Raw genomic sequence first — 22,771 nt, 5'->3', positions numbered from 1 at the left:
AGTGACCGCACAGCGGGGAGCAACTGTGACCGACGATGGCCGATTGGTCGCTGGTCGCTACCGATTGAGCCAGCGGATCGGCAGCGGCGCCATGGGCGTCGTTTGGACGGCACACGACGAACGCCTGCACCGCACAGTCGCGGTCAAGCAACTCCTCCTGCAGCCTGGACTAGCCGAAGCTGACACGGACGAGGCCAAGAGACGTGCCATGCGCGAGGGCCGTATCGCCGCGCGCCTGCAACACCCCCACGCCGTCGCCGTCTACGACGTAGCGGAGGACGACAGCCAGCCGTGGCTGATCATGGAGTACCTGCCGTCGAAGAGCCTGTCCGCAGTGCTCTCCGAACGCGGCACGCTCCCGCCGCGTGACGTGGCGTCGATCGGCATGCAGGTCGCGTCCGCACTGGCCGCCGCGCACAACGCCGGCATCGTGCACCGCGACATCAAGCCCGGCAACGTGCTGCTCGGCGACGACGGCACGGTCAAGATCACCGACTTCGGCATCTCCCGCGCGACCGGTGACGTCACCGTCACCGCGACGGGCATGCTCGCGGGCACCCCCGCCTACCTCGCGCCCGAGGTGGCCAAGGGCTACGACCCCGGCTCGCCGTCCGACGTGTTCTCGCTGGGCTCCACGCTGTACGCCGCGATCGAGGGCGAACCGCCGTTCGGGCTGAGCGAGAACACCATCGCGCTGCTGCACAAGGTCGCGTCCGGCAAGGTCAACCCGCCGCGCAACGCCGGGCCGCTGACCGCGCTGCTGATGCGCCTGCTGCGGGCCGAGCCGGAAGACCGCCCGACCATGGCCGAGGCCCGCGACGCGCTCGCCGCGGTCGCGAACGGCCAGGCCGCACCGGCCTTCACCCCCGCCGTGGTCGCGCCGACCCACCCGCCGTCGTGGCGCGGTGTGCCGGTGCAGCAGCCGCAGCAGCAGGCCGCCACTCGCGCCCTGACGCCGCCGCACGGGCAACAGCAGGCCCCGCCGCCCAACGCGACGCGGGTCGACATGCAGCACACGCCGCCACCGCGCGCCGTGTCCCACCAGCAGCCCCAGTCGAACCACCGCCCGGCCGCCGCACCGCAGTACTCGCAGCGCCCGAGGCCGGCCGCGCAATCGTCGTCGTCGTCGAAGAGCAAGAAGTCGACGATCTACACCGCACTCGCCATCGTCGCGGCGGCGGTCGTGGGCATCATGTTCGCGAGCATGCTGTCGAACGGCGGCGACGGCGACAACGACAACAACGCGGGCGCGAACACCTCGACGCAGCAGACGCAGGGCCCCGGCGAGACGAAGCAGTCGACGCCGCCGAAGTCCTCGGGCAAGGCCGGTCAGTGGACGAGCCAGCCCACTCCCGACGACATGCGGTCCTTCCTGGACGACTACTTCGGCCACGCTCCGGACTCACCGGAAGACGCGTGGAAGATGGGCAACGCGAACTTCCAGGGCGGCTACCCCGGCGGTTACGGCGGTTTCCAGGAGTACTGGTCCGGGTACAAGCAGGCCAAGGTCGTCAGCGCCCAGGAAAAAGAAGGCTTCTACTGGGAAGTCGTCGTCGAGTACACCAAGAAGAACGGCGACAAGACCACGGAGCGACGCGGCATCTCGTTCCAGTGGGCAAGCCCGAACTTCCTGCTGTCGAGTGACAAGTCGCTCGGCTCCTACTGATCGTGACAGCCCTGGTCAGGAGGCCCGTGCGGCCTTCTCCAGGGCTTCCGCGAGAGTGAGTACAGCAGGATTCCACGCGGCATCCTCGCGATAGACCACGTGAATGTGCCGGACGGGTTCGGGATTGCGCACCTTGCGCAGGACAACACCGGGGTGCGCATATCCCAGCCCGAGCCGGGGAATGATCGTGACGCCCAGTCCGGCCGCCACGAATCCCTGCGCGGTCGCGTAGTCGTCGCTTTCCACGGCCACCTGCGGCGAGAATCCGGCGCCCGCGCACGCATTTCGCACGAGGTCCGCGCACGGACCGGCGGCGCCGCAGTCCGCGTCGATCCACGGCTCGTCGGCCAGTTCGCCGAGATCCAGCACGCGCTTGCGGGCCAGGGCGTGGCCTCGCGGGAGCACGGCGTAGAACGGGTCGGCGAGCAGGTGCCGCGCGACCATGCCCTCCGGGGCCGGGGCGTCGGGTTCGAGGACGGTGATCGCCACGTCCGCGCGGCCCGCCGCCAGTTCGACGAAGGGGTCGGTCGGCTCGGTGAGCTTCAGGTCGAGCTCCACGCCTGAGCGCTCGGCCCGGAACGTCGCCACCGCGGGTGGCACGAGCGCCGCTCCGGCCGTGGCGAAGTAGCGGACGCGCAGGGTGCCGGCGCAGCCGTTGCGCAACGCCGTCAGGGCGCTCTCGGCCTCGGCCAGCTGCTCGGCGAGACGGCCGGCGTGCTCGGTGAGCAGGCGCCCGGCCGCGGTGGGGCGCACGCCCCTGCCGACGCGTTCCAGCAGCGGCAGTCCCGCCTGCTTCTCCAGGCCCGCGACCTGCTGCGAGATGGCGGACGGGGTGTAGCCGAGGTTCGTCGCGGCCGCGGTGATGGAACCCGTGCTCACGACGGCCCTGAGCACCTGCATGCGTCGCACGTCCAGCATGCCTCGACCTTACAGCGGTGCTTAAAGGTTCCGCACAACAATTAAATTGTCATTACGTGTCAGCGAGCGCATGGTTGACACGTGAACCAACGCGGAACGTTGATCAGGATGGGCGTGCTCGCCCTGCTGTGGGGATCCAGCTTTCTGTGGATGAAGCTCGCGCTCGGGAGTCTCGCGCCACTGCAGATCTCGCTCGTGCGGACGTTCTTCGGGGCGCTCGTGCTGTTCGTCGTGCTCGCACTGGCGAAGATGAGCCTGCCGCGTGACCGCAGGATCTGGGGGCACATGCTCTTCGTGGCCCTGTTCGGCAGCGCCATCCCGTTCACGCTGTTCGCGTTCGGCGGTCAGACCGTCGACTCGGGTGTCTCCGGGGTGCTCAACTCCACGACGCCGCTGTTCGCGCTGGCCATCGGCCTCGTGCTCGGTTCGGAGAAGATCAGCAACGTGGTCCGCATGCTCGGCCTCGCGCTCGGCTTCGCGGGCGTGCTGGTGATCTTCGCGCCGTGGCAGTCGGCCAACAGCATCGCGAGCTGGGGTGCGGTGCTGTGCCTCATCGGCGCCGCGAGCTACGCCATCGGCTACTCCTACGCGGGCCGGTACCTGGTCAACACGGGCGCCACCTCGACGCAGCTCGCCGCCATGCAGCTGACCACCGCGATGGGGATGCTGATCCTGGCGACGCCGTTCGGCGGCCTGGAGCCGCTGCACCTGCACTGGGTCGGCATCGTCGCCGTGATGATCCTCGGCGTCTTCGGCACCGGCGTCGCGTTCATCCTCAACTACCGCGTCATCGCCGACGAGGGCGCCACGACGGCAACTACCGTCGGTTACCTTCTGCCCGTGGTCTCGGTACTCCTTGGAGCGATCTTCCTCGGAGAGCAACTCAACGCAAGGGTCGTCGTCGGCATGCTGGTGGTGCTGCTGGGCGTCGCGTTGACCCGGAGGAAGCCCGTCGCGGCAGGTCAGACCGTCTCACCAAACGAGACACGCGACCTGGTCAAACGCTGAGGGGTGAGACGCACGTCTCCCCCAATAGGATGGTTCCGAGACGAATCGCGTCCTTAACGGGCTGCTTGGCCGTCTCCTCTTTGTGAGCGGACATGGAGACCAGCCTGGGAAGGACATCGACATGAACAACGAGAACCTGAAGGTCACCACCCGGACGACTTTTCAGCTCTTGGCCCCCGGAGCCGCGCCGGCGCCGGTCGAGGCCGAACTCGTGTACGACCCGGAGGACCCCTACGCGGTCGCGGTCATCTTCTTCACGGGCTCCGGCCGCGTCGAGTGGATGTTCGCCCGCGACCTGCTGGCCGACGGCCTGCTGACGCCGTCCGGTGAGGGCGACATCCTCGTCCGGCCCGCTTCTGACGACCCGGAGCGCGTCCTGGTCGAGCTGAACGCGCCGACCGGGTTCGCCATCCTCAGCGCCGTCGCCGAGGACGTGGCGGAGTTCCTGGACAGCTCCTACGACGTCGTGCAGCCGGGCGAGGAGGACCTGTGGATCGACTTCGACCGTGAGCTGCAGAAGCTGGTCTCGACGATCGACTAGTCCCCTGGTGAAGTTCCGGGGTGGTTCTACGGGCGCGGGACGAGGTGCCGGCACGCGGGGCAGCGTGGCCGACCAGCTCGTCACCGGAGACCACCGGGAACGGCGCTGTGCGACGTCGTGGGCAGCGGCGAACGCACGTCTCGACAGGTCGAGCGGTCACAGAGGCAGACAGTCCCCACCGGTGACTTCGGCTCGGCACGACGCACTTCACCGATCGCCGACGGGCGGACCGGATCAGTCGATGCTCGTCTGCGCGATTGATTAGTCTCAGGGTGTGACAACCATCGGGGGCCGCTACACGCTGCTGGAGCGCATCGGCAGCGGGGCGATGGGGGTGGTCTGGCGGGCACGGGACGAGGTGCTGGCCCGGGAGGTCGCCGTCAAGGAGCTCGTCACCGGCGATCACCAGCGGGCGATGCGGGAGGCACGCAACGCCGCGCGGCTGCACCACCAGCACGCGATCGCCGTGTTCGACGTCGTGGGCAGCGACGACGAAGAGCCGTGGATCGTCATGGAGTACCTGCCGTCGCACAGTCTCTCGGCGCTGATCGCCGAGCGCGGGCCGCTCAAGCCGGCCCAGGCCGCGAGCATCGGCGGCAAGGTCGCCTCGGCACTGGCCGCGGCGCACGCCGCCGGACTGGTCCACCGCGACGTCAAGCCCGGCAACGTCCTGATCGGCCACGACGGCACGGTCAAGATCACCGACTTCGGCATCTCCAAGGCCACCGGCGACGGCACGATGACCGACACCGGCATGATCTCGGGCACCCCCGCCTACCTCGCACCCGAGGTGGCGCGCGGCGAGCAGCCCGGCGAGGCGTCCGACGTGTTCTCGCTCGGCGCCACGATCTACACGGCCATCGAGGGCGAGTCGGTCTTCGGGCCCAGCGACAACAGCTTCGGTCTCCTCTACCGCGCCGCCAGCGGCCAGCTCCGCGATCCCAAGAACGCGGGCGAGCTCACCCCGTTGCTCCTGCGGTTGCTCTCGCAGGACCCGGAGGAGCGGCCGAGCATGCAGGAGGCCGCCGAACTGCTGGCCTCCGAGCCGCAACCCTCGCAGCCGCTGCAGATCCCGCAGCCGCAACCCAGGCTCAAAGCGCCGAACCGCCGCATCCTGGTGATCCTCGCGGTCATCGCGGTGCTGGCGATCGGTGGCGGCGCGGCCGCCGCGTACTGGGGCGGCACCGGCAACGGCGTCACCCCGGTCAACCAGGCGGACTTCACCCAGCAGCAGCCGGTCTACTTCTCCGCGGACCAGGCGAACGGCTTCGTGCAGGACCACTACCGCCTGCTGCCGGCGAACGCGGAAACGGCGTGGCGGAACCTCTACGGCCAGGCCGCCGAACCGCAGGCGGACTACCTGAATCGCTGGAGCACCTACTCGAGCGTCACCATCGCGGGACCGGGGACGGTGCGGTCGGAGGGCCGGAACTGGGTGGTCAACATCGGCCTCGCGACGACCAGGAACGGGGTCACCGAGAACGGTGTCTACGACATCGAGGTCGCCGCGGTCGACAACCAGATGAAGATCGTCAGCACCAAGCGGGTCAGCTGAGCAGCCAGAAGCTGCCGCCACCCACGACCACGCCCATCACCGACCCGGCCAGCACCTGCGCCGTCGTGTGATCGCCCAGCTCGACGCGGGACCACGCCACCAGGGCGGCCGGCAACGCGAGAAGCAGCCACCACGGCCCGTAGACGATCGCCAGCGTCACCACCGCGGCCCACGCCACGGCGGCGTGCAGCGAGATCTTCCACTTCATGCCGAACGTGATCGCCATGCTGACGACCAGCGAGGCGAACATGCTGCCCGCCAGCGCCAGCATGTTCCGGGGCGCGTCGCCCAGGACCATGATCACCGTGCCGGCCGCCAGCGACGCTCCGGCCGTGACCAGCGGAACAAGCCTTCCCTCGCGGTTCGTGACGTGGTGGCCGTCCCACTTGCCCTTGCGGGCGCCACGCACGATGACCGCCATCGGGATGACGGACGCCGTCACGGCGACCACAACCCCCCACAGCAGCGTCATCCAGACGTTCTCCGTCGCGGCGGCAACGCCGAACGGCAGCAAAATCACCCAGACCCACGGCGCCAGCACCTCGGTGGCACCGCGGGCGACCTTTTTGATCAAAGTCCCCTCAGACCAGTCTGCGATCAGTGGCCCAGCGGGAGAGCTCGTACCGGTTGGAGAGCTGGGTCTTCCGCAGGACGCTCGACACGTGCGTCTCCACCGTTTTCACGCTGATGAACAGCTCGGACGCGATCTCCTTGTAAGCGTAACCGCGCGCCAGCAGCCGCAGGACGTCGCGTTCGCGCGGCGTCAGCAGGTCGAGCTCGGGGTCGCTGATCGGCGCGGCACCAGGCCGGTCGGCGAACGCGTCCAGCACGAACCCGGCCAGCCGCGGCGAGAACACCGCGTCGCCCTCCGACACCCGCACGACGGCCCTGACCAGCTCCTGACTGGAGATCGTCTTGGTCACGTAGCCGCGCGCACCGGCGCGGATGACGTTGATGACGTCCTCGGCCGCGTCGGAGACCGACAGGGCGAGGAACGTGACCTCGGGGATCTTGGTGCGGATCTGCCGCAACACCTCGGCGCCGCCGCCGTCGGGCATGTGCACGTCCAGCAGCACGACGTCCGGCTTGTGGTGCGCGATCCCCGCCACCGCCTCGCCGACGCTGCCGGCCTCGCCGACCACGTCCACCTCGTCGGTGATGGTGTCGAGCTCCGCCTTGACCCCGGCACGGAACAACGCGTGGTCGTCCACCAGGAACACCCTGACGCTCATGTCCTGGCCTCCGTCTTCCTCGGCATCTCGAGCTGCACCTCGGTCCCCTCTCCCGGAGCCGTGCGCAGTCGCACCTCCCCGCCGTGCCTCGTCATTCTCCCCCTGATGCTGCCCGCGAGGCCATGCCGGTCGTCCGGGACCGCGTCGGGGTCGAAACCCTTGCCCCGGTCGCGCACGAACACCGTGACCTTCTCCGGCTCGACCTCGGCGTAGACGCTGACCTCGGCCACCCCCGCGTGCTTGGCCGAGTTGACCATCGCCTCCTTCGACGCCTGGACCAGTGCGAACATCCCGTCCTCCAACTCGCAGTCGCCCACCACGACCTGCGAGACGGCGATGGCGAAGTCGTCCTCCACCTCCGCGCACACCTGGGCGATCGCGACGCTCATGGAGTGCGGCTGCTCGCCCACCTCACGGCCGTAGAGCCAGCTGCGCAGCTCGCGTTCCTGGCTGCGGGCCAGGCGCTTGACCTCGCGCGACGACTCGGACTGCTTCTGGATCAGGGCAAGCGTTTGCAGCACGGAGTCGTGCAGGTGGGCGGCGATCTCGGCGCGTTCCTCGGTGCGGATGCGCGCACGGCGTTCCGAGTCGAGGTCGCGGACCAGCCGCATCCACAGCGGCACGGTCAGCACCGCGACGCCGATCAACGTGGCCAGCACGGACAGGATGACGGTCGAGAGGTTCTGGACGGTGTCGTTCACCACGAGGAACGCGGCGACCCCCGCCACGACCAGCGCGCCTCCCGCGACCGTCCGCACGATCCCCGTCTTCCCCTGCGCGAACGCCCCGTCCTTCCAGCGGCGTCGCTGTGCCTCGTCCGCCTCGCGCCACACGACCGCGGCGCCCACGAGTGCCACGGCGATCGGACCGGTGATCCACCCGCTCCAGGTCCCGCCGATCAGGCCGGTGAAGACCGCGACGCCGACACCGAGAGCGGCGAGGCCGACGGCCTGCTGCCACTCCTTGCGGTCCTTGTCGGTCTCCGGCTCCGCGACCGCGGACTGCGGCACGAACATCCAGAGCAACGCGTAGGCGATGATCCCGACCCCGCTGAACGCGGCGAACACGGCGAAGATCGCGCGCACCCAGAAGACAGGTGCGCCGAGATGGTCGGCCAGTCCGCTCGCGACGCCCGCGACCACCCGGCCGGTGCGTCGACGGCGCATCGGCTCAATGCGTGCACTCACCATCCGATCGTCACACGTCCCGGCGGGTTGTTCATCAGGGATGACCCCGGTTCCGTGAATCAGGGCTGGTCCCTGATGTGGTTCCAGGCGTGACAGCGCAACCTTGTCATCGTGAGCGGGACTGAGAAGGCGATGCAGGGCGTGGCGGACACGCTCAGAGAGTTCTGGGCCCACCGTCCGGTGCGGCCCCGTGCAGGACGCAAAGCCGGCGGCGTGGCCACCGGGATCGCCCTGCGCTTCCAGATCGACCCGGTGATCGTCCGGATCGCGTTCGTCGCACTCGCGTTGTCGGGCGGTGTGGGCGTTCCGCTGTACCTCGCGGGCTGGCTGCTGCTGCCCGAGGAGGGCGACGAGGTCTCGCCGCTGGAGTCGTTGATCAACAAGGGCCACAGCTCGATGTCCCAGGCGCAGACGGTGCTGCTGGGCTTCCTGATGTTCCCCGCCCTCGCCTTCACGGTCGGGAACGGCGGGTTCCAGGTCGCGGTGACGCTGGCCGCGGCGGTCGCGTGCGTCTACCTGCTGCAGAAGAACCGTGGGCACCTGCAGCCGGCAACGACGCTCGACGACTCGACGCCCGTGACACCACCGGTGCCGGGGGCACCGGCCTGGGACCCGCTGGGGGCCGCGCCGTTCGCGTGGGACCTGCCCGAACCGACGCCGAAACCGCAGCCGCCGGCCCCCAGGCCGCCTCGTGGACCGCGCATCGGCCTGATGACCCTGGGCGTGGCGACGCTGGTGGTCGCCGGTTCCGCGATCGCCGGGGCCTGGGCACCGTGGTTCACCGTGCCGCACGTCATCGGCCTGGTGCTCGCGGTGCTGGCGGCGGGCCTGCTGGTCGGCTCGTTCACCGGCGGCGGCCGCGGCCTGATCTGGCTGATGATCCCGCTGTCCGTGGTGGGCTTCGGCATGACGGCGATCGACTTCGACGGCAGCCCGTCCAACCTGAGCAGCTACAACGAGAAGCCCAAGTCCGTGTCCGACGTGCGTGACCGGTACGAGACGAGCGTGGGCAGCGTGCAGCTCGATCTCCGCGACCTGCCCGACTCCGGTTCGGTGAAGACCGCGATCGAGGTCGAGCTCGGCGAGGTGAGGGTGCACGTGCCCAAGAACGCGGACGTGACGTACAAGTGCGAGGCGTCGTCCATCGGCGAGCTCGACTGCCTGGGCAAGCGGGCAGAGGGCAGCAGCGTGGACGTCAGCGGCAAGGACCTCGGCGAGAACGGCGAGGGCGGCCTCAAGATCGAGCTCGACGTGCAGGCCAGCGTCGGAGAGGTGAAGGTGCTCCGTGACTGAGCAGGTGATGCGCAGGCGGATCGACCCGGTGACGCTGGTCTTCGGGATCGGCGGCGGGCTGATGGCGGCCTACGTGCTGACCAACGGGTCGTTCTGGTTCGACTTCAGGTGGGCACTGGGAGGGACGGCCATCGTGGTCGGGCTGGTGCTGCTGACGAACTCGTTCAGACGCAAGACCCACGAATGAGAAAGGGCCCCGGTCAGCTGACCGGGGCCTTTCCTTCTTTCGGGTGGCCGCCGGACGGATCCCCCTTTTGCCCGTCTCGGCGGCTCCTACTGTGCTCCCGGTCCGCCGCTACGAGGAGGGAGCGCATGGCCAGAGGCGACGATCCGGAACCGGTGACTTCGCTCGATGGAGGTCTGCCGATGTCCGCCCGCCAGGAGCAGTTCAGCCTGGCGTTCGTGAGGATGATCGCTGCCGCGGCCGGCTGCTCGATCAAGTCGCACGAGACGGACTACGACGGCGTGGACATCACGATCGCCTCATCGACCGAGTACGAGACGTACTACTGCCCGCAGTTCGAACTTCAGCTCAAGTGCACCACCCAGCACGACCGGCTCCGGGACGCGCACTTCTCGTGGAAGATGGAGCGTGATCCGTTCCTGAAGCTGACCCACGGCAAGCGGTACAACGAGGCGTTTCTCGGTGTTCTTGTGATCCCTCGCGACGATGAGCCGCTGGTGCAGCTGAGCGAGGAGGGTCTCCTCTCCTCCAGTCGCATGTACTGGGAACACGCCAGGCTTCTGGGTGACATCAGTGACGGCGCTACCAGCAAGACAGTGCATCTACCGAGAACTAACCTCTTCGATGTAGTGAGCTTGCAGAGCATCATGCAAAGGGTCGGCGAAGGAGGTGTCTGGTGAGCAGCCCATCAGTCGACGACTACCGCGAACTCGCCGACAGCCTTCACCCGTTGGCCGTTCAGCAGTACCTCGCCGCCAACGACTGGCAGCTTGAAACACAGGTTCCCGACGTACGGCAGATCTGGCGCCTGAACGACGAGGCACGGGTCATGCTTCCGCTGGCCACGGACTTCGTCGACTTCGCCCAGCGTTTCCGGGACACTCTGCGCGCTCTGGCCACCGTGTACGACTGGGATCCCGAACGCCTGGCCGAGAAGATCACCGCCACCCGTGCCGATCTGTTCTTCGTCCGCTTCGACCAGGCCATGGTCGACGGCACCCTTCCGTTCAAACAGGCGGAGACGGCACTGGACGGCCTGCTCAAGATGATGAAGGCGGCCGCGACCTCGGCTGACGATCCGACGCATTCCCACCGCGGAAGCCGCTCCAGCACGGTGACCGACTTCCTCGACGAGGACATACGCCTCGGGCACACGAAGCGTGGCAGTTTCGTGTTCACCGTCGTCACGCGGCTTGGAGATCCGCTGCCTGATCACGACGACGGCTCTCATACGACCCCGTTCCCGCGTCGCGTGATGGAAACGCTGGCCACAGGCTTGCACGCGGCCAGAGACCTGTCGCTGAACTGGGACGCTCTTGCCGTCGAACGCGCCGCTGAGCGCGGCCTCAGCGCGAACCTCGTGGAGTCGCTCCAAGACCTGACGGAGTCGGACTCGTTGCGCGAGCTGGACCTGTCCTTCGACTGGGCCGCCAGCGAACCCCGGCCGAAGGTTGCCGCCTCGCGCATCGTGATCAACCGTGACGCCATGGTCGGGCTGTCACGTGTTCGCGAACGCCTGGTTCGGCGTGAAGAGCCGCCGCGTACGGAGACCGTGGTCGGTCAGGTTCGGTCGCTCACCCGAGAAGACTCCGGCGGCGACGACCAGGAAGAGACGACGATCATCTTGAGTGCCGAAGTGCGAGGACGGACGCGGAAGATCCACATCCTTCTGGGCGGCGAGGACTACGACTGGGCGATCTTCGCTCACAGGAACAGGTTGCCGTTCACGGTCACAGGCAACCTGGCCTTCGAGCGAGGAGCCTGGCGCCTGACCGGCCCGGTGACCGTCGACTCCAGCTTCCTGCGGCACCAGCAGCGCTGATGCAGAAAGGGCCCCGGTGACCGGGGCCCTTTCACGTCTCTACTCCCACTCGATGGTGCCCGGCGGCTTGGACGTCACGTCCAGCACCACGCGGTTGACCTCGGCCACCTCGTTGGTGATCCGGGTCGAGATCCGCTCCAGCACCTCGTACGGCAGGCGGGTCCAGTCCGCGGTCATCGCGTCCTCGGAAGACACCGGGCGCAGCACGATCGGGTGGCCGTAGGTGCGGCCGTCGCCCTGCACGCCGACGCTGCGGACGTCCGCGAGCAGCACGACCGGGCACTGCCAGATCTGCCGGTCGAGGCCCGCCAAGGTCAGTTCCTCGCGGGCGATGGCGTCGGCCTGGCGCAGCGTGTCGAGGCGGTCCTGGGTGACCTCGCCGATGATCCGGATGCCGAGGCCGGGGCCGGGGAACGGCTGGCGCTGCACGATCGTCTCGGGCAGGCCGAGCTCGGTGCCAACGCGGCGAACCTCGTCCTTGAACAGCGCGCGCAGCGGTTCGACCAGCTCGAACTGGAGGTCGTCCGGCAGGCCGCCGACGTTGTGGTGCGACTTGATGTTCGCGGTGCCCGCGCCGCCGCCGGACTCGACGACGTCCGGGTAGAGCGTGCCCTGGACGAGGAACTTGTAGTCGCCCTCGGCCTTGAGGTCGCGCTCGGCCTGCTCGAACACGCGGATGAACTCGCGGCCGATGATCTTGCGCTTCTCCTCCGGGTCCGTGACGCCGGCCAGGGCGTTGAGGAACCGCTCGCGCGCGTCGACCGTCACCAGGCGGATGCCCGTGGCGGCCACGTAGTCGCGCTCGACCTGGGCGCGCTCGCCGGAGCGCAGCAGGCCGTGGTCGACGAAGACGCACGTGAGGCGGTCGCCGATGGCGCGCTGGACCAGAGCGGCCGCGACGGCGGAGTCGACGCCGCCGGACAGGCCGCAGATCGCCTTGCCGTCACCGATCTGCTCGCGGATCCGGGTGACCTGCTCGTCCACGATGGACGACGTCGTCCACTGCGGACGGATGCCCGCGATCTCGTGCAGGAACCGGCGCAGCACCTCCTGGCCGTGCGGCGAGTGGTGCACCTCCGGGTGGTACTGCACCCCGGCGAACCGGCGCTCCCTGTTCTCGAACGCGGCCACCGGCGCGCCCTCGCTGGTCGCGGTGACGGTGAAGCCCTCGGGCGCCTTCGTGACGGCGTCGCCGTGGCTCATCCACACCGGGTGGTTCGCGGGAAGCTCCTGGTGCAGCGCGCCGCCCTCGGTGGGCACGCTCAGGTCCGTGCGGCCGTACTCGCGGGTGCCCGTCTGCTCAACCGCGCCACCAAGTGCGCGTGCCATGGCCTGGAAGCCGTAGCAGATGCCGAAGACCGGGACGCCGGTCTCGAACAGCTTCGGGTCGACCTGCGGGGCGTTCTCCTCGTACACGCTCGACGGGCCACCGGACAGAACGATGGCCAGCGGGTTCTTGTCGAGGATCTCGCTCACGGTCGCGGTGTGCGGGACCACCTCGGAGTAGACCTGGGCCTCGCGGACGCGGCGGGCGATCAGCTGCGCGTACTGGGCGCCGAAGTCGACGACGAGAACAGGGCGGTTGCTGGTGTCGGACACGTCGCCAAGGATCTCATGCGTGGACGGTGAACTGCTGACCGGTGGCGGGCTGAACCAGGTGTTCAGGGTGGGTGACGCGGTGCGCCGGCCGGCTGGGCCGTGGGCGCCGCGGGTGCACGATTTGTTGCGGCGCTTGGCACCGCTGGGGATCGCGCCGGTCCCGCTCGGGCTCGACGCGGAGCACGAGCTGCTCAGCTACCTGCCCGGTGACGTTGGCCACGTGCCCCCTTCGAGCGATGCGACGTTGATCGAGTCGGCTGTGCTGCTGCGGCGGCTGCACGACGCCACAGCCCCTCTCGTCGGCGAGCTGAACGGGTGGCAGTTCGCCGCCCGCGAACCCGTCGAGGTGGTGCTGCACGGTGATTTCGCGCCGTACAACATCGTGTTCGCGGACGGGCGGCCGACCGGCGTGTTCGACTGGGACGGCGCGCATCCGGGTCCGCGCTGGTGGGACGTCAGCTGGGCGATCATCCAGTTCGTGCTGGCGCTGCCGGACGACCGCGAACGGCGCACGCGGCTGTTCTGCGAGGCGTACGGGATCGAGTACGACCGCGAGCACGTGCTGATCCGGTTGGACGACATGATCCAAACGATCCGGGAGCATCCGGCGTTCGTGCTCCAGCGGGCCGAAGGGCATGTCGACTACTACTTGGGACTCGTCGGTTTGGTGTGTGTCGGTACGTGCAGGCCAATAGGGCTTAACGTGATCCTATGGACGCGTTCACACCGCAACCCAGGCCGTGCTGGGTCGCCGGCCGCCCGGAGCAGGGCGAGCAGGCGTTAGAGGTTCTCCATCCGTTCGACGGCACCGAGGTCGCCTCGGTCGCCGTACCGGGCAGAGATCAGGTGGAACGCGCGGTGGCGGCGGCCGCGGCCGTCGCGAAGGAGTTCCGGCGAACACCCGCGCACGTGCGCGCCGAGGCGCTGCTTCAGGTGTCGCGGACGCTGGCCGAACGCGCGGAGGAGATCGCCGAGACGATCACCGCCGAGAACGGCAAACCGCTGAAGTGGGCCGAGATCGAGGTCTCGCGCGCGGTCAACACGTTCCGCTTCGCCGCCGAGGAGGCGCGCCGGTTCACCGGTGGGTTGCAGCGGCTCGACACCGAGGCCGGTGGCGTGGGGCGGATGGCGATCGTCCGGCACGTGCCGCGCGGACCGGTGCTGGCCGTGGCGCCGTTCAACTTCCCGCTGAACCTGGTGGCGCACAAGGTCGCGCCGGCGCTCGCGGTGGGTGCGCCGGTGATCGTGAAGCCCGCTTCGGCCACACCGCTCTCCGCGTTGCTGCTGGGTGAGATCCTGGCCGAGACCGGGCTGCCGGAGGGCGTGTTCTCGATCCTTCCCGTGCGTGGCAAGGACATGGACGTCCTGGTGCGCGACGAGCGACTGCCGGTGATCTCGTTCACGGGGTCCACGAAGGTCGGCTGGTCGTTGATGGAAGCCGCGCCGCGCAAGCACGTCGTGATGGAGCTGGGTTCCAACGCGGCCGCGATCATCTGTCCTGATTGGACGGACCTGGACCACGCGGCGCGGCGCGTCGCGACGTTCGGCAACTACCAGGCCGGGCAGTCGTGCATCGCCGTGCAACGGGTGATCGTGGACCGCTCGAAGGCCGACGAGTTCGTGCCGAAGCTCGTGGAAGCCGTTGCCGCGCTGAAGACCGGCGACCCGCACGACCCCGAGGTCGAGGTCGGTCCGTTGATCGACGAGGACAACGCACGGCGCGTCGAAGAGTGGGTCAACATGGCCACCGACGTCGGCGCACGGGTGCTGCTCGGCGGCAAGCGGACCGGGTCGACGGTCGAGCCGACGGTGCTCGCGGACGTGCCGAAGACGGCCAAGGTCTGGACCGAGGAGATCTTCGGACCGGTGCTCGTGGTGTCCGTCGCGGACGGCGTCGAGGACGCGTTCGCGCAGGCCAACGACTCCAAGTACGGGCTGCAGGCCGGGGTGTTCACGCGCGACGTGCAGGTGGCGTTCGAGGCCGCGGCCGAACTCGAGGTCGGCGGCGTGATCATCGGGGACGTGCCGTCCTACCGCGCGGACCAGATGCCCTACGGCGGTGTGAAGGGGTCGGGCACCGGGCGAGAGGGCGTCCGGTCGGCCATGGAGGACTTCACCGAGGAACGCGTGACCGTGCTGACGGGCATCCAGCTATAGCCCCTGTGGGAACGCCAGCACGCGATCAGGGTCGTACCTGTTCGCGACTTCCTTGAGTCGTGCGAGGTTGCGGCCGTAGTAGGCGGTCGGCCAGTCGGGCATCTCCGGGTCGATGTAGTTCACGTACCCGGTGGTGCCCGCGCCGAGCCCGTCGCGGACGCCGGCGAGCAGTGCCCGTGCCCGCGCCTCTGTCAGGTCGCCGAGATCGACGAGGATCTGGGCGCTAGCGGTGGCGTCGCGATGCGGGAACGCGGTGGCATCGGGCGCGATCCGTTCGACCGCGCCGCCGAACGAGTCGAACAGGATCGCGACGGGCGGCTGCCCGTCCATCAACGCCGCGACGCTGGCGCCTGACACGTGCTGGTTCAGCATCCGGGACGACGCGACGTACGGCCGGCCCGACTCCTCAGGGCCGGAGTAGTGCCGCATCGCCTCCAGGTAGGTCATCTCCCCGACCTCGCGCACGGCGGACGGCATCCGGTCCAGCAGCCGGTGCAGGTCCTTCGCGGAGCCCTCGTACGTGCCCACGACGCCGGGCACCGACTTCGGGCCGGAGTCGACGCGCAGGCTCGACCACAGCTCGTCCGGCGCGTCCGCCATCCACTCCTGCCAGGCGTCGGTCACGTCCGCCGCCGAACCCTCGGGGTAACCGAGGCTGAACACGGCCAGGTCCGGCGCCGGGTCGGTGCGGAACGTGAACTCCGTGACGACGCCGAAGTTGCCGCCACAACCGCCTTTCAGCGCCCAGAACAGGTCGGGTTCCTCGTGCGCCGAGGCCGTGCGCAGGACGCCGTCCGGGGTGACGATCCGCGCCTCGGTCAGGTGGTCGCAGGTCAGCCCGTACCCGCGGGAGACCACGCTGATGCCGCCTCCCAGCACGAGCCCGCCGATGCCGACCGAGCGGCACGTGCCCGCGGGCAGCGCCTGACCGGCCGCGCCGAGCGCCTCGTAGATGTCGTGCATCCGCGCGCCGCCACCGATCCGCGCCTGGTTGCCTTCGACTCGCACGTCCGACATCCCGGCGAGGTCGATGACCAGGCCGTTGTGCGGCGTCGAGTAGCCCGCGTAGCTGTGGCCACCACTGCGCGCGGCGACCGGAACGCGTTCGCGTACCGCGAGTTCCAGGCACTCTTGGACGTCCTCCACGCGCACGCACCTCACCGTCGCGGCCGGTTTCTGGTGCGCGTAAAGGGTGTTCTGCGGCAACCGCTGCCGGTCACCAACCGAGCGCACGGCGCCTTGCTCCCTCGTCGTCGTGTCCGGCGACGTGGCCGTCCGGCCGGATCAGCAGGCCGTCCCGGACCGTGAAGCCAGGGCCCGCCGTGCGGGAGCCTTCGATCAGCACGCCGCCGTTGTCGTAGGCGAACGGGGTGAAGAGCTTGCCGGAGTCGATGCCCTCGCCGGTTTCGAGCGCGCGCTGCCGGTGGGCTCGTTCTTCGGGAGTGCCCGGCACGAGGAAACGCATGGTGTCGCCGGTGATGCGGAGGTTCTCGTCGGCGGCGGCACCGCGTTCCAGGTCGTAGGAGTCGAGGAGGCGCGGGCCCGCCTCGCCCCTGCGGTCGGCGGCGATCTTCCAGGCCGCGTTGTCGGCGTCGCAGATCCCCGAGTTCAGGCCGCGAGCGCCGAACGGGCTCATCACGTGCGCGGCGTCGCCGGCGAGCAGGACTCTCCGATCGCGGAACCGCGCGGCTCGGCGCTGGTGGAAGCGGTAGGTGGACTGCCAGACGATCTCGTACGGCCGGTCGCCGACGATCGCGCGGACGTGGTCGTCGGTGAGCTGGACGTCCTCGGCGACCTGCCAGTCGATCCGCCAGACGCCCTTCGGTTGCGGGTGCAGCAGGACCTGCCGGCCCGGATTCCAGGGCGGGTCGAAGTAGAAACGGCGTTCGGGCGTCTCGAAGTCCAGGTCGACGCGGACGTCGGCGATGATGAACCTGTCGTCGAACGAGAAGCCCTCGAACGGGATGTTCAGGAGCTGTCTGACGGTCGAGTGCACGCCGTCCGCCGCGATGCAGTGAGTCGCCCTGATTCCGTCCTGTGTGGACACTCCCTCGTCGTGATGGGTGAGGCTTTCGAGTGCATGCCCGTAGCGGAGTTCGATGAGGGACTCGGCGCGGACGCGTTCCTCCAGCAGCTGCTCGACGACGGTCTGCGGGGTGTTCACGAACGGCGGGAAACCCTTGGCCTGCGGGAAGGTCAGGGTCAGGACCTCGCGGTCGCGGTGGTAGGTGCGGCCGGTGTACCAGGTGACGCCCGCGTCGGCGACGGCCTGCCCGACGCCGACGCGTTCGAGGATCTCCAGCACGTCGCGCTGGACGCAGATCGAACGACTGCCGGTCTGCGAGCGCCTCGGCTCCTTCTCCAGGACGATGCTCGGTACGCCGGCTCGCGCGAGGAACAGCGCGGCGGCGAGGCCGACCGGTCCGGCGCCCACCACCAGGACCGTCACTGCAGGGCGTCCCAGACGGCGCGGTCGCGTTCGGCGGTCCAGATCTCCGGCCAGTCCCTGCCGTCGCACTCGTCCCAGTAGCGCTTCACGTCGAACGGCAGGCAGTGCTCGAAGATCGGCCAGCGCCCGTAGCGGTCCACGAGGGTCTTGTGCGCCAGTTCGAAGGCCTGCTTGAGCGTGCCGCCCTCGGCGTGGACCCCGCCGACCGTGCGGCGCAGTTCGTTGAGGAAGTGCCTGCTCTGGTTGATGGCGGCCTCGACCTCGTAGCGGTCCCGGGCGACCTTGCCGCGCCCGCCGACCAGGATCTCGGCGCCCAGGTCCGCGATCTCGTCCAAAGTGGACGTCGCCCACTCGTCGTGGAAGGCGTCACCGGTGTAGAGCGCGGCCTGCGACTCGACCAGGTCGCCGGCGAACAGGATGCGTTGCTGCGGCAGCCACGCCACGATGTCGCCGGCCGTGTGCCCGCGCCCGAGGAACTGGAGCACCAGGTCACCGCGCTCGTCGCCGAGCGGGATCGTCATTCGGTCGGAGAACGTGAGCGTCGGCCACGTCAGGCCGGGGATCTCCTCCGGCGATTCGAAGAGCCTCGGCATGCGGCCGAACTCGCTCTCCCAGTCCTGCTGCCCGCGTTCGGCGATCAGGACCCGCGTCATCTCGTGCGCGACGATCTCCTGGGCGTCGAACGCGCTGGCCCCGAGCGTGCGCACGGCGTGGTAGTGGCTGAGCACGAGGTACCGGACCGGCTTCTTGGTGTGCTTGCGCAGCTGCGCGAGCCACCGCCGCGCGGCCGCGGGTGTGGCGCGGGCCTCGAAGCAGATCAGGAAGTCCTCGGCCTCGATGGCCGCGACGTTGGGGTCGCCTTCGGCGGTCAGGGTGTAGACGCCCTCGGCGAGTTCGACGAACACCTCGTCCTTGGGGGCGAGGTCGGCGCTGGAGGCAAAAGGCTTTTTGGCCATGCCACCACCGTGTCAGGACGCCTTCACGATCGGCAACCGCAAAGCGGCTGGAGCTTGATCGGGAACCGCCGGGTTCTTCGGCTTCGTCGGGTTGATCCTGCGGTAGGGCAGGCTCTGCTCCGGCCGCTGGTCCTGCTCGCCCTTGTTCGGCCACAGCGAGAACGCCCGCTCGGCCTGCGCGGTGATCGTGAGGCTCGGGTTCACGCCGAGGTTCGCACTGATCGCCGCACCGTCCACAACGGACAGTTCGGGGTAGTTGAAGACCCGGTGGTACGGGTCGATCACGCCCTGCTCCTCGTCGCTCGCGATCGCGCAGCCGCCGATGAAGTGCGCGGTCAGCGGGATGTTGAACAGCTCGCCCCACGTGCCGCCGGCCATGCCGTCGATGTGCTTGGCGGCCAGCAGGTTCGCCTCGTGACCGGCCGGGATGAACGCCGGGTTCGGCTCGCCGTGCCCCTGCTTGCTGGTGAGCTTGCCGCGCTTGAGGAACGTGGTGATGGAGTTGTCGAGACTCTGCATGACCAGCAGGATCACGGTCCGCTCACTCCACCGGTGCACGCTGAGCAACCTGAGGAGCCGGAGCGGATGCCTGACCGCCTGCTTGATGAACTGCAGCCACCGCGGCGTGCTCAGCGCGCCGTCCGTGGCGAGGGTCTGCAGCATGCCCATGGCGTTGCTGCCCTTGCCGTACCGGACGGGTTCGATGTGCGTGATCTCGTCGGGGTGGATGGAGCTCGTGATCGCGACGCCCTGCGTGAAGTCGGTGTCCGGGTCGACCGTGTAGCGCGCGGCCCCGATGATCGACTCGGAGTTGGTGCGGGTGAGCTCGCCGAGCTTGGCCGAGATCTTCGGCAGCGTCGTGGCCTTCGCCTTGTGCAGCAGCTGCTGGGTGCCCCACGTGCCGGCGGCGATCACGACCTGGTCGGCGGTGAAGGTGGCCTTGGCCTTCCCGCCGGTCATCCTGGTGTCGATCGTCCAGGTGCCGTTGTTCTCCTTGAGCTGCGTGACCGTGGTCAGCGGGAACACCTTCGCGCCGAGCTTCTCCGCGAGGTAGAGGTAGTTCTTGACCAGGGTGTTCTTCGCACCGACCCGGCAGCCCGACATGCAACTGCCGCACTCGGTGCAACCCGTGCGTTCCGGTCCGGCACCACCGAAGTAGGGGTCTGCCGCCTTCTTGCCGGGCTCGCCGAAGAACACGCCGACGGGCGTCGCGTGGTAGCTGTCCTCGACCCCCATGTCCTTCGCGACCTTCTGCATGACGACGTCACTCGGGGTCGTCGTGGGGTTCGTGACCACACCCAGCATCCGGCTCGCCTGGTCGTAGAACGGCTCCAGCTCGTCCTGCCAGTCGGTGATGTGCGCCCACTGCCGGTCTTCGTAGAACGGCTTGAGCGGCCGATACAGCGTGTTGGCGTAGACGAGACTTCCGCCCCCGACACCCGCGCCGGCGAGCACCATGACGTTGCGCAGCAGGTGGATGCGCTGAATGCCGAAGCACTTGAGCTGCGGCGCCCACAGGTACTTGCGGAGATTCCAGCTGGTCTTGGCGAACTCGTCGTCGGCGAACCGGCGCCCCGCCTCCAGGACGGCGACGCGGTAGCCCTTCTCGGTCAGGCGGAGCGCGGCCACGCTTCCGCCGAACCCGGAGCCGACGATGACGACATCGAAGTTACCGGCGAGTTCACCCATGAACCGGAGAGTAGGCGTTACTTCCGGTAACGCCTAGTCCCCGATCGGTTCAGAAGGACGAGGCGCGCTCATGAAGTCGGTCCAGAGGTCCACCGCCTGCTCCAGAGTCAACGCCGCGACCTGCTCCAGAGGGATCCCGGCCGTGTGCACGAGACGCTGCGCCAGCCAGTCCGGCACCGGCTCTCGCGGCTATCCGGTAGACGATCCGCTGACGATTGACACTCCTGCTTCCGGAGCCGGACAGCCCACGGCCAAGCGACCACCCAGGCTCCGGGTCGTCGAACAGGAGTTGAATCACTACTTCAGTCGTCGAGCGAGTCGTCCTCCTTCACCCCCGCCAGCGACTCACGGGTGTGTCCGAACGCCGCCAGCACGTCGTCGAAGGAAGTGCGCCGCCCGGAGTCGGCCGCCGACCTCACCAGCGCGAGCGCCAGACTCCTCAGATCTGCTGCCACCTCGTCGAGCTCGATCAGGGGACTCATCGGAACGACAGCGGCGACTCGACGGCCATGCCGGGTGATGACCACCAGACCATCCTTCTCGACGTCGGCGATCAGACCGGCGACGCCGCGTTCGGTGGCCTCCGTGACGGTCAGCTCGCGAGCCTCGTTGAGGGCGTCCATACAGAAAACCTAGACAGGCGGTCGAGGGTGCGCGGGCAGGCGCACCCGTCGACTCAGAGGACCAGGCCCTCGATCACCCACACCATGAACGCCACGGCCAACGCCGTGATCACCAGTCCACCGCAGACGAACAGGGTCAGCATCTTCCAGCCGATGCCTCCGACACCTTCGTCCTCCTCTGGCACTTCCTCGATCTCGATCTCTTGGACCTCGGCGTCCGGGTCGATCGTGTCCACATCACTGTTCTTGCCGTCGCCGAACAAGGCATCCAGTTCCACGCTCAAGAGGACGCGCGGGGTAGTCGTTCGGTTGCAAGATCAGCTCTGCGCCCATGCCGCGATCGGCAGGCTCAGGTAAACGCCCACGTCAGCGAGGCCGCAAGCGTCCACGACGGCTTTGCAGAGGTCGTCGACGCGGTCCTGGCGGTTGGTGGCGCGGCTCTCGAACCACTTCGAGCGGACCTCGACAACGATGTCCATGCCGCTGACGTCGAACGGGCCGTGCGGGCGGAAGCGCAGTTCCACGTCTCCTGGCTGGAGGTCGCCGTCGTAGGGCTCTTCTGGGCACTCGACCGCCAGCGACACGGCGTGCGGGAGCATCGCCGCCAGTTCCTTGAGCACTGCGTGGGGGACGTGGGGTGCGTAGGTGATCTCGACTAGCGGCACGGCGCCCAGCAAAGCAGAAGGGCGCGTCCCGTCCGGAACGCGCCCTTCTGGAGTCGATCTCAGCCGCGGATGGTCAGGCCGACCTTCTGGAACTCCTTGAGGTCGGAGTAGCCGGTCTTGGCCATGGCCCTCTTCAAAGCGCCGAACAGGTTCGTCACGCCGCGCGGGTCGGCCGACGGGCCGAACAGCAGCTTGCGCAGGTCGAGCTCCTGGTCCACCGCCTCGGCGACGAGGCTGCGCGGCACGGACGGGTGCGCGGACGACGCCGTCCAGTACAGGCCCTGGCCCGGTGCCTCGGTCGCGGCGGCCAGCGGCTCGCCGAGCATCACGGCGTCGGCACCGCAGGCGATGGACTTCGCCACGTCGCCCGAGGTCGTGACGCCACCGTCGGCGATGACGTGCACGTAGCGGCCGCCGGTCTCGTCGAGGTAGTCGCGGCGCGCGGCCGCGGCGTCGGCGATCGCGGTGGCCATCGGCACGCCGATGCCCAGCACCGAGTCGGTGGTGGTGACGCCGGGCGTGTAGCCGTAGCCGACGATCACGCCCGCCGCGCCCGTGCGCATCAGGTGCATGGCCGTGCGGTAGTCGCCGACACCGCCGGCGATCACCGGGATGTCGAGGTCCGCGATGAACGACTTGAGGTTCAGCGGCTCGCCGTCACGCGACACGTGCTCGGCCGAGATGATCGTGCCCTGCACGACCAGGATCTCGACGCCCGCGGCCAGCAGGTCCGGGGTCAGCTCGGCAGCGCGCTGCGGGCTGACTCGGACCGCGACCGTGACGCCCGACTCGCGGATCTGCTTGACCGCCTCGGCGATCAGGTCCATCCGCAACGGGGCGGCGTGCAGCTCCTGAAGGACCTTCACGGCCGCCGCCGGGTCGTCGCTGTCCTCGGTCGCCTGGACCAGGCGGAACAGCGCCTCGTCCACGTCGCCGTGGCGGGCCCAGAGGCCCTCGGCGTTGAGCACACCGAGGCCACCGAGCTCGCCGACCGCGACCGCCGTGCCCGGCGACACGATGGCGTCGGTCGGGTGGGTGATCAGCGGGATGTCGAAGCGGTAGGCATCGATCTGCCACGTCGTGGAGACGTCCTTCGACGACCTCGTCCGACGCGACGGGATGATCTCGATGTCGTCCAGCTCGTAGGCCCGCCTCGCGGTCCGGCCCATGCCGATCTCGACCAGATCGCGCACCTGTTGTTCCCTTCCAAAGCTCTTTGAACTGCCC

The 22,771-nt window shown here is 68.9% G+C and carries 24 protein-coding genes; 10 read left to right on the top strand and 14 right to left on the bottom strand.

Going from position 1 to position 22,771, the window contains the following annotated elements; genetic code table 11:
* Window positions 1-25: 25 nt before the first annotated feature.
* Window positions 26-1,666: a serine/threonine-protein kinase gene (locus tag BM417_RS11175; RefSeq protein WP_093591367.1), complete on the top strand. Its 1,641-nt coding sequence runs from the start codon at window positions 26-28 to the stop codon at window positions 1,664-1,666.
* Between the two features lie 15 nt (window positions 1,667-1,681).
* Here BM417_RS11175 and BM417_RS11170 read toward each other — a convergent pair whose 3' ends face one another.
* Window positions 1,682-2,584, bottom strand: coding sequence for a LysR family transcriptional regulator (locus tag BM417_RS11170; RefSeq protein WP_093591364.1), 903 nt, complete (start codon window positions 2,582-2,584; stop codon window positions 1,682-1,684).
* An 81-nt stretch (window positions 2,585-2,665) separates the two neighbouring features.
* Between BM417_RS11170 and BM417_RS11165 the strand changes: the two genes are divergently transcribed.
* The 3 genes from BM417_RS11165 (at window position 2,666) to BM417_RS48615 (ending at window position 5,688) form a co-directional block, all read left to right on the top strand.
* The gene (locus BM417_RS11165) at window positions 2,666-3,592 is read left to right on the top strand and encodes a DMT family transporter (protein WP_245821850.1); all 927 of its coding nucleotides are present in this window, start codon (window positions 2,666-2,668) and stop codon (window positions 3,590-3,592) included.
* A gap of 121 nt (window positions 3,593-3,713) precedes the next feature.
* Window positions 3,714-4,133 (top strand): SsgA family sporulation/cell division regulator, encoded by a 420-nt coding sequence (locus tag BM417_RS11160; protein WP_093591358.1) that lies wholly within the window; start codon window positions 3,714-3,716, stop codon window positions 4,131-4,133.
* Between the two features lie 274 nt (window positions 4,134-4,407).
* Window positions 4,408-5,688 carry a serine/threonine-protein kinase gene (locus BM417_RS48615; protein WP_245821849.1) on the top strand — a complete coding sequence of 427 codons (1,281 nt, stop codon included), beginning with the start codon at window positions 4,408-4,410 and terminating at the stop codon, window positions 5,686-5,688.
* On the opposite strand, the gene BM417_RS11150 is transcribed toward BM417_RS48615, so the two are convergent.
* Genes BM417_RS11150 through BM417_RS11140 form a run of 3 tightly spaced genes read right to left on the bottom strand, consistent with a single transcriptional unit; the run spans window position 5,681 to window position 8,110 of the window.
* Window positions 5,681-6,262, bottom strand: a complete 582-nt coding sequence (locus BM417_RS11150) for a phosphatase PAP2 family protein (RefSeq protein WP_322788952.1) — start codon at window positions 6,260-6,262, stop codon at window positions 5,681-5,683. The genes BM417_RS48615 and BM417_RS11150 overlap by 8 nt on opposite strands.
* Window positions 6,263-6,269: 7 nt before the next feature.
* Window positions 6,270-6,920, bottom strand: coding sequence for a response regulator (locus BM417_RS11145; RefSeq protein WP_090067146.1), 651 nt, complete (start codon window positions 6,918-6,920; stop codon window positions 6,270-6,272).
* Entirely contained in the window at window positions 6,917-8,110 is a 1,194-nt protein-coding gene (locus BM417_RS11140) for an ATP-binding protein (RefSeq protein ID WP_093591355.1), read from the bottom strand. Before BM417_RS11140 ends, BM417_RS11145 begins: the two co-directional genes overlap by 4 nt.
* A 108-nt stretch (window positions 8,111-8,218) precedes the next feature.
* Between BM417_RS11140 and BM417_RS11135 the strand changes: the two genes are divergently transcribed.
* From BM417_RS11135 to BM417_RS11120, 4 genes are all read left to right on the top strand, one after another.
* The gene (locus tag BM417_RS11135; RefSeq protein ID WP_245821848.1) at window positions 8,219-9,400 is read left to right on the top strand and encodes a PspC domain-containing protein; all 1,182 of its coding nucleotides are present in this window, start codon (window positions 8,219-8,221) and stop codon (window positions 9,398-9,400) included.
* Window positions 9,393-9,587 carry a hypothetical protein gene (locus BM417_RS11130; RefSeq protein ID WP_245821847.1) on the top strand — a complete coding sequence of 65 codons (195 nt, stop codon included), beginning with the start codon at window positions 9,393-9,395 and terminating at the stop codon, window positions 9,585-9,587. Before BM417_RS11135 ends, BM417_RS11130 begins: the two co-directional genes overlap by 8 nt.
* A gap of 179 nt (window positions 9,588-9,766) precedes the next feature.
* Entirely contained in the window at window positions 9,767-10,264 is a 498-nt protein-coding gene (locus BM417_RS11125; protein WP_218164447.1) for a DUF4365 domain-containing protein, read from the top strand.
* Complete coding sequence (locus BM417_RS11120) at window positions 10,261-11,406, top strand: hypothetical protein (protein WP_093591346.1); 1,146 nt, start codon at window positions 10,261-10,263, stop codon at window positions 11,404-11,406. Before BM417_RS11125 ends, BM417_RS11120 begins: the two co-directional genes overlap by 4 nt.
* A gap of 39 nt (window positions 11,407-11,445) precedes the next feature.
* On the opposite strand, the gene guaA is transcribed toward BM417_RS11120, so the two are convergent.
* The gene (guaA, locus tag BM417_RS11115) at window positions 11,446-13,005 is read right to left on the bottom strand and encodes a glutamine-hydrolyzing GMP synthase (RefSeq protein ID WP_093591343.1); all 1,560 of its coding nucleotides are present in this window, start codon (window positions 13,003-13,005) and stop codon (window positions 11,446-11,448) included.
* A 19-nt stretch (window positions 13,006-13,024) separates the two neighbouring features.
* On the opposite strand from guaA, the gene BM417_RS11110 reads away from it, so the two are divergent.
* Both BM417_RS11110 and BM417_RS11105 read left to right on the top strand, forming a co-directional pair.
* Complete coding sequence (locus BM417_RS11110) at window positions 13,025-13,789, top strand: phosphotransferase family protein (RefSeq protein ID WP_143138603.1); 765 nt, start codon at window positions 13,025-13,027, stop codon at window positions 13,787-13,789.
* Complete coding sequence (locus BM417_RS11105; protein WP_093591338.1) at window positions 13,717-15,162, top strand: aldehyde dehydrogenase family protein; 1,446 nt, start codon at window positions 13,717-13,719, stop codon at window positions 15,160-15,162. The genes BM417_RS11110 and BM417_RS11105 overlap by 73 nt, the downstream gene beginning before the upstream one ends.
* On the opposite strand, the gene BM417_RS11100 is transcribed toward BM417_RS11105, so the two are convergent.
* The 9 genes from BM417_RS11100 to BM417_RS11065 form a co-directional block, all read right to left on the bottom strand.
* Window positions 15,157-16,395, bottom strand: coding sequence for an FAD-binding oxidoreductase (locus BM417_RS11100; RefSeq protein WP_093591335.1), 1,239 nt, complete (start codon window positions 16,393-16,395; stop codon window positions 15,157-15,159). The genes BM417_RS11105 and BM417_RS11100 overlap by 6 nt on opposite strands.
* Window positions 16,379-17,611, bottom strand: a complete 1,233-nt coding sequence (locus tag BM417_RS11095) for an FAD-dependent monooxygenase (protein ID WP_245821846.1) — start codon at window positions 17,609-17,611, stop codon at window positions 16,379-16,381. The genes BM417_RS11100 and BM417_RS11095 overlap by 17 nt, the downstream gene beginning before the upstream one ends.
* Window positions 17,608-18,567, bottom strand: coding sequence for an MBL fold metallo-hydrolase (locus BM417_RS11090; RefSeq protein ID WP_093591332.1), 960 nt, complete (start codon window positions 18,565-18,567; stop codon window positions 17,608-17,610). Before BM417_RS11090 ends, BM417_RS11095 begins: the two co-directional genes overlap by 4 nt.
* A 12-nt stretch (window positions 18,568-18,579) precedes the next feature.
* Complete coding sequence (locus BM417_RS11085) at window positions 18,580-20,256, bottom strand: GMC family oxidoreductase (protein WP_093591329.1); 1,677 nt, start codon at window positions 20,254-20,256, stop codon at window positions 18,580-18,582.
* 33 nt (window positions 20,257-20,289) lie between these two features.
* Window positions 20,290-20,433: a hypothetical protein gene (locus BM417_RS47670; RefSeq protein ID WP_177320381.1), complete on the bottom strand. Its 144-nt coding sequence runs from the start codon at window positions 20,431-20,433 to the stop codon at window positions 20,290-20,292.
* A gap of 125 nt (window positions 20,434-20,558) precedes the next feature.
* Entirely contained in the window at window positions 20,559-20,879 is a 321-nt protein-coding gene (locus BM417_RS11080; protein ID WP_093591326.1) for a type II toxin-antitoxin system prevent-host-death family antitoxin, read from the bottom strand.
* A gap of 53 nt (window positions 20,880-20,932) precedes the next feature.
* Window positions 20,933-21,157: a hypothetical protein gene (locus BM417_RS11075; RefSeq protein WP_143138602.1), complete on the bottom strand. Its 225-nt coding sequence runs from the start codon at window positions 21,155-21,157 to the stop codon at window positions 20,933-20,935.
* Between the two features lie 39 nt (window positions 21,158-21,196).
* Window positions 21,197-21,544, bottom strand: a complete 348-nt coding sequence (locus BM417_RS11070) for a hypothetical protein (RefSeq protein WP_093593495.1) — start codon at window positions 21,542-21,544, stop codon at window positions 21,197-21,199.
* 59 nt (window positions 21,545-21,603) lie between these two features.
* Window positions 21,604-22,737, bottom strand: coding sequence for a GuaB3 family IMP dehydrogenase-related protein (locus BM417_RS11065; RefSeq protein ID WP_093591320.1), 1,134 nt, complete (start codon window positions 22,735-22,737; stop codon window positions 21,604-21,606).
* Window positions 22,738-22,771: the final 34 nt, after the last annotated feature.

Origin of the sequence: Lentzea waywayandensis (genome assembly GCF_900115955.1) — a bacterium.
Lineage (GTDB): Bacteria > Actinomycetota > Actinomycetes > Mycobacteriales > Pseudonocardiaceae > Lentzea > Lentzea waywayandensis.
This window is presented reverse-complemented; position numbering and strand designations above follow the sequence as displayed.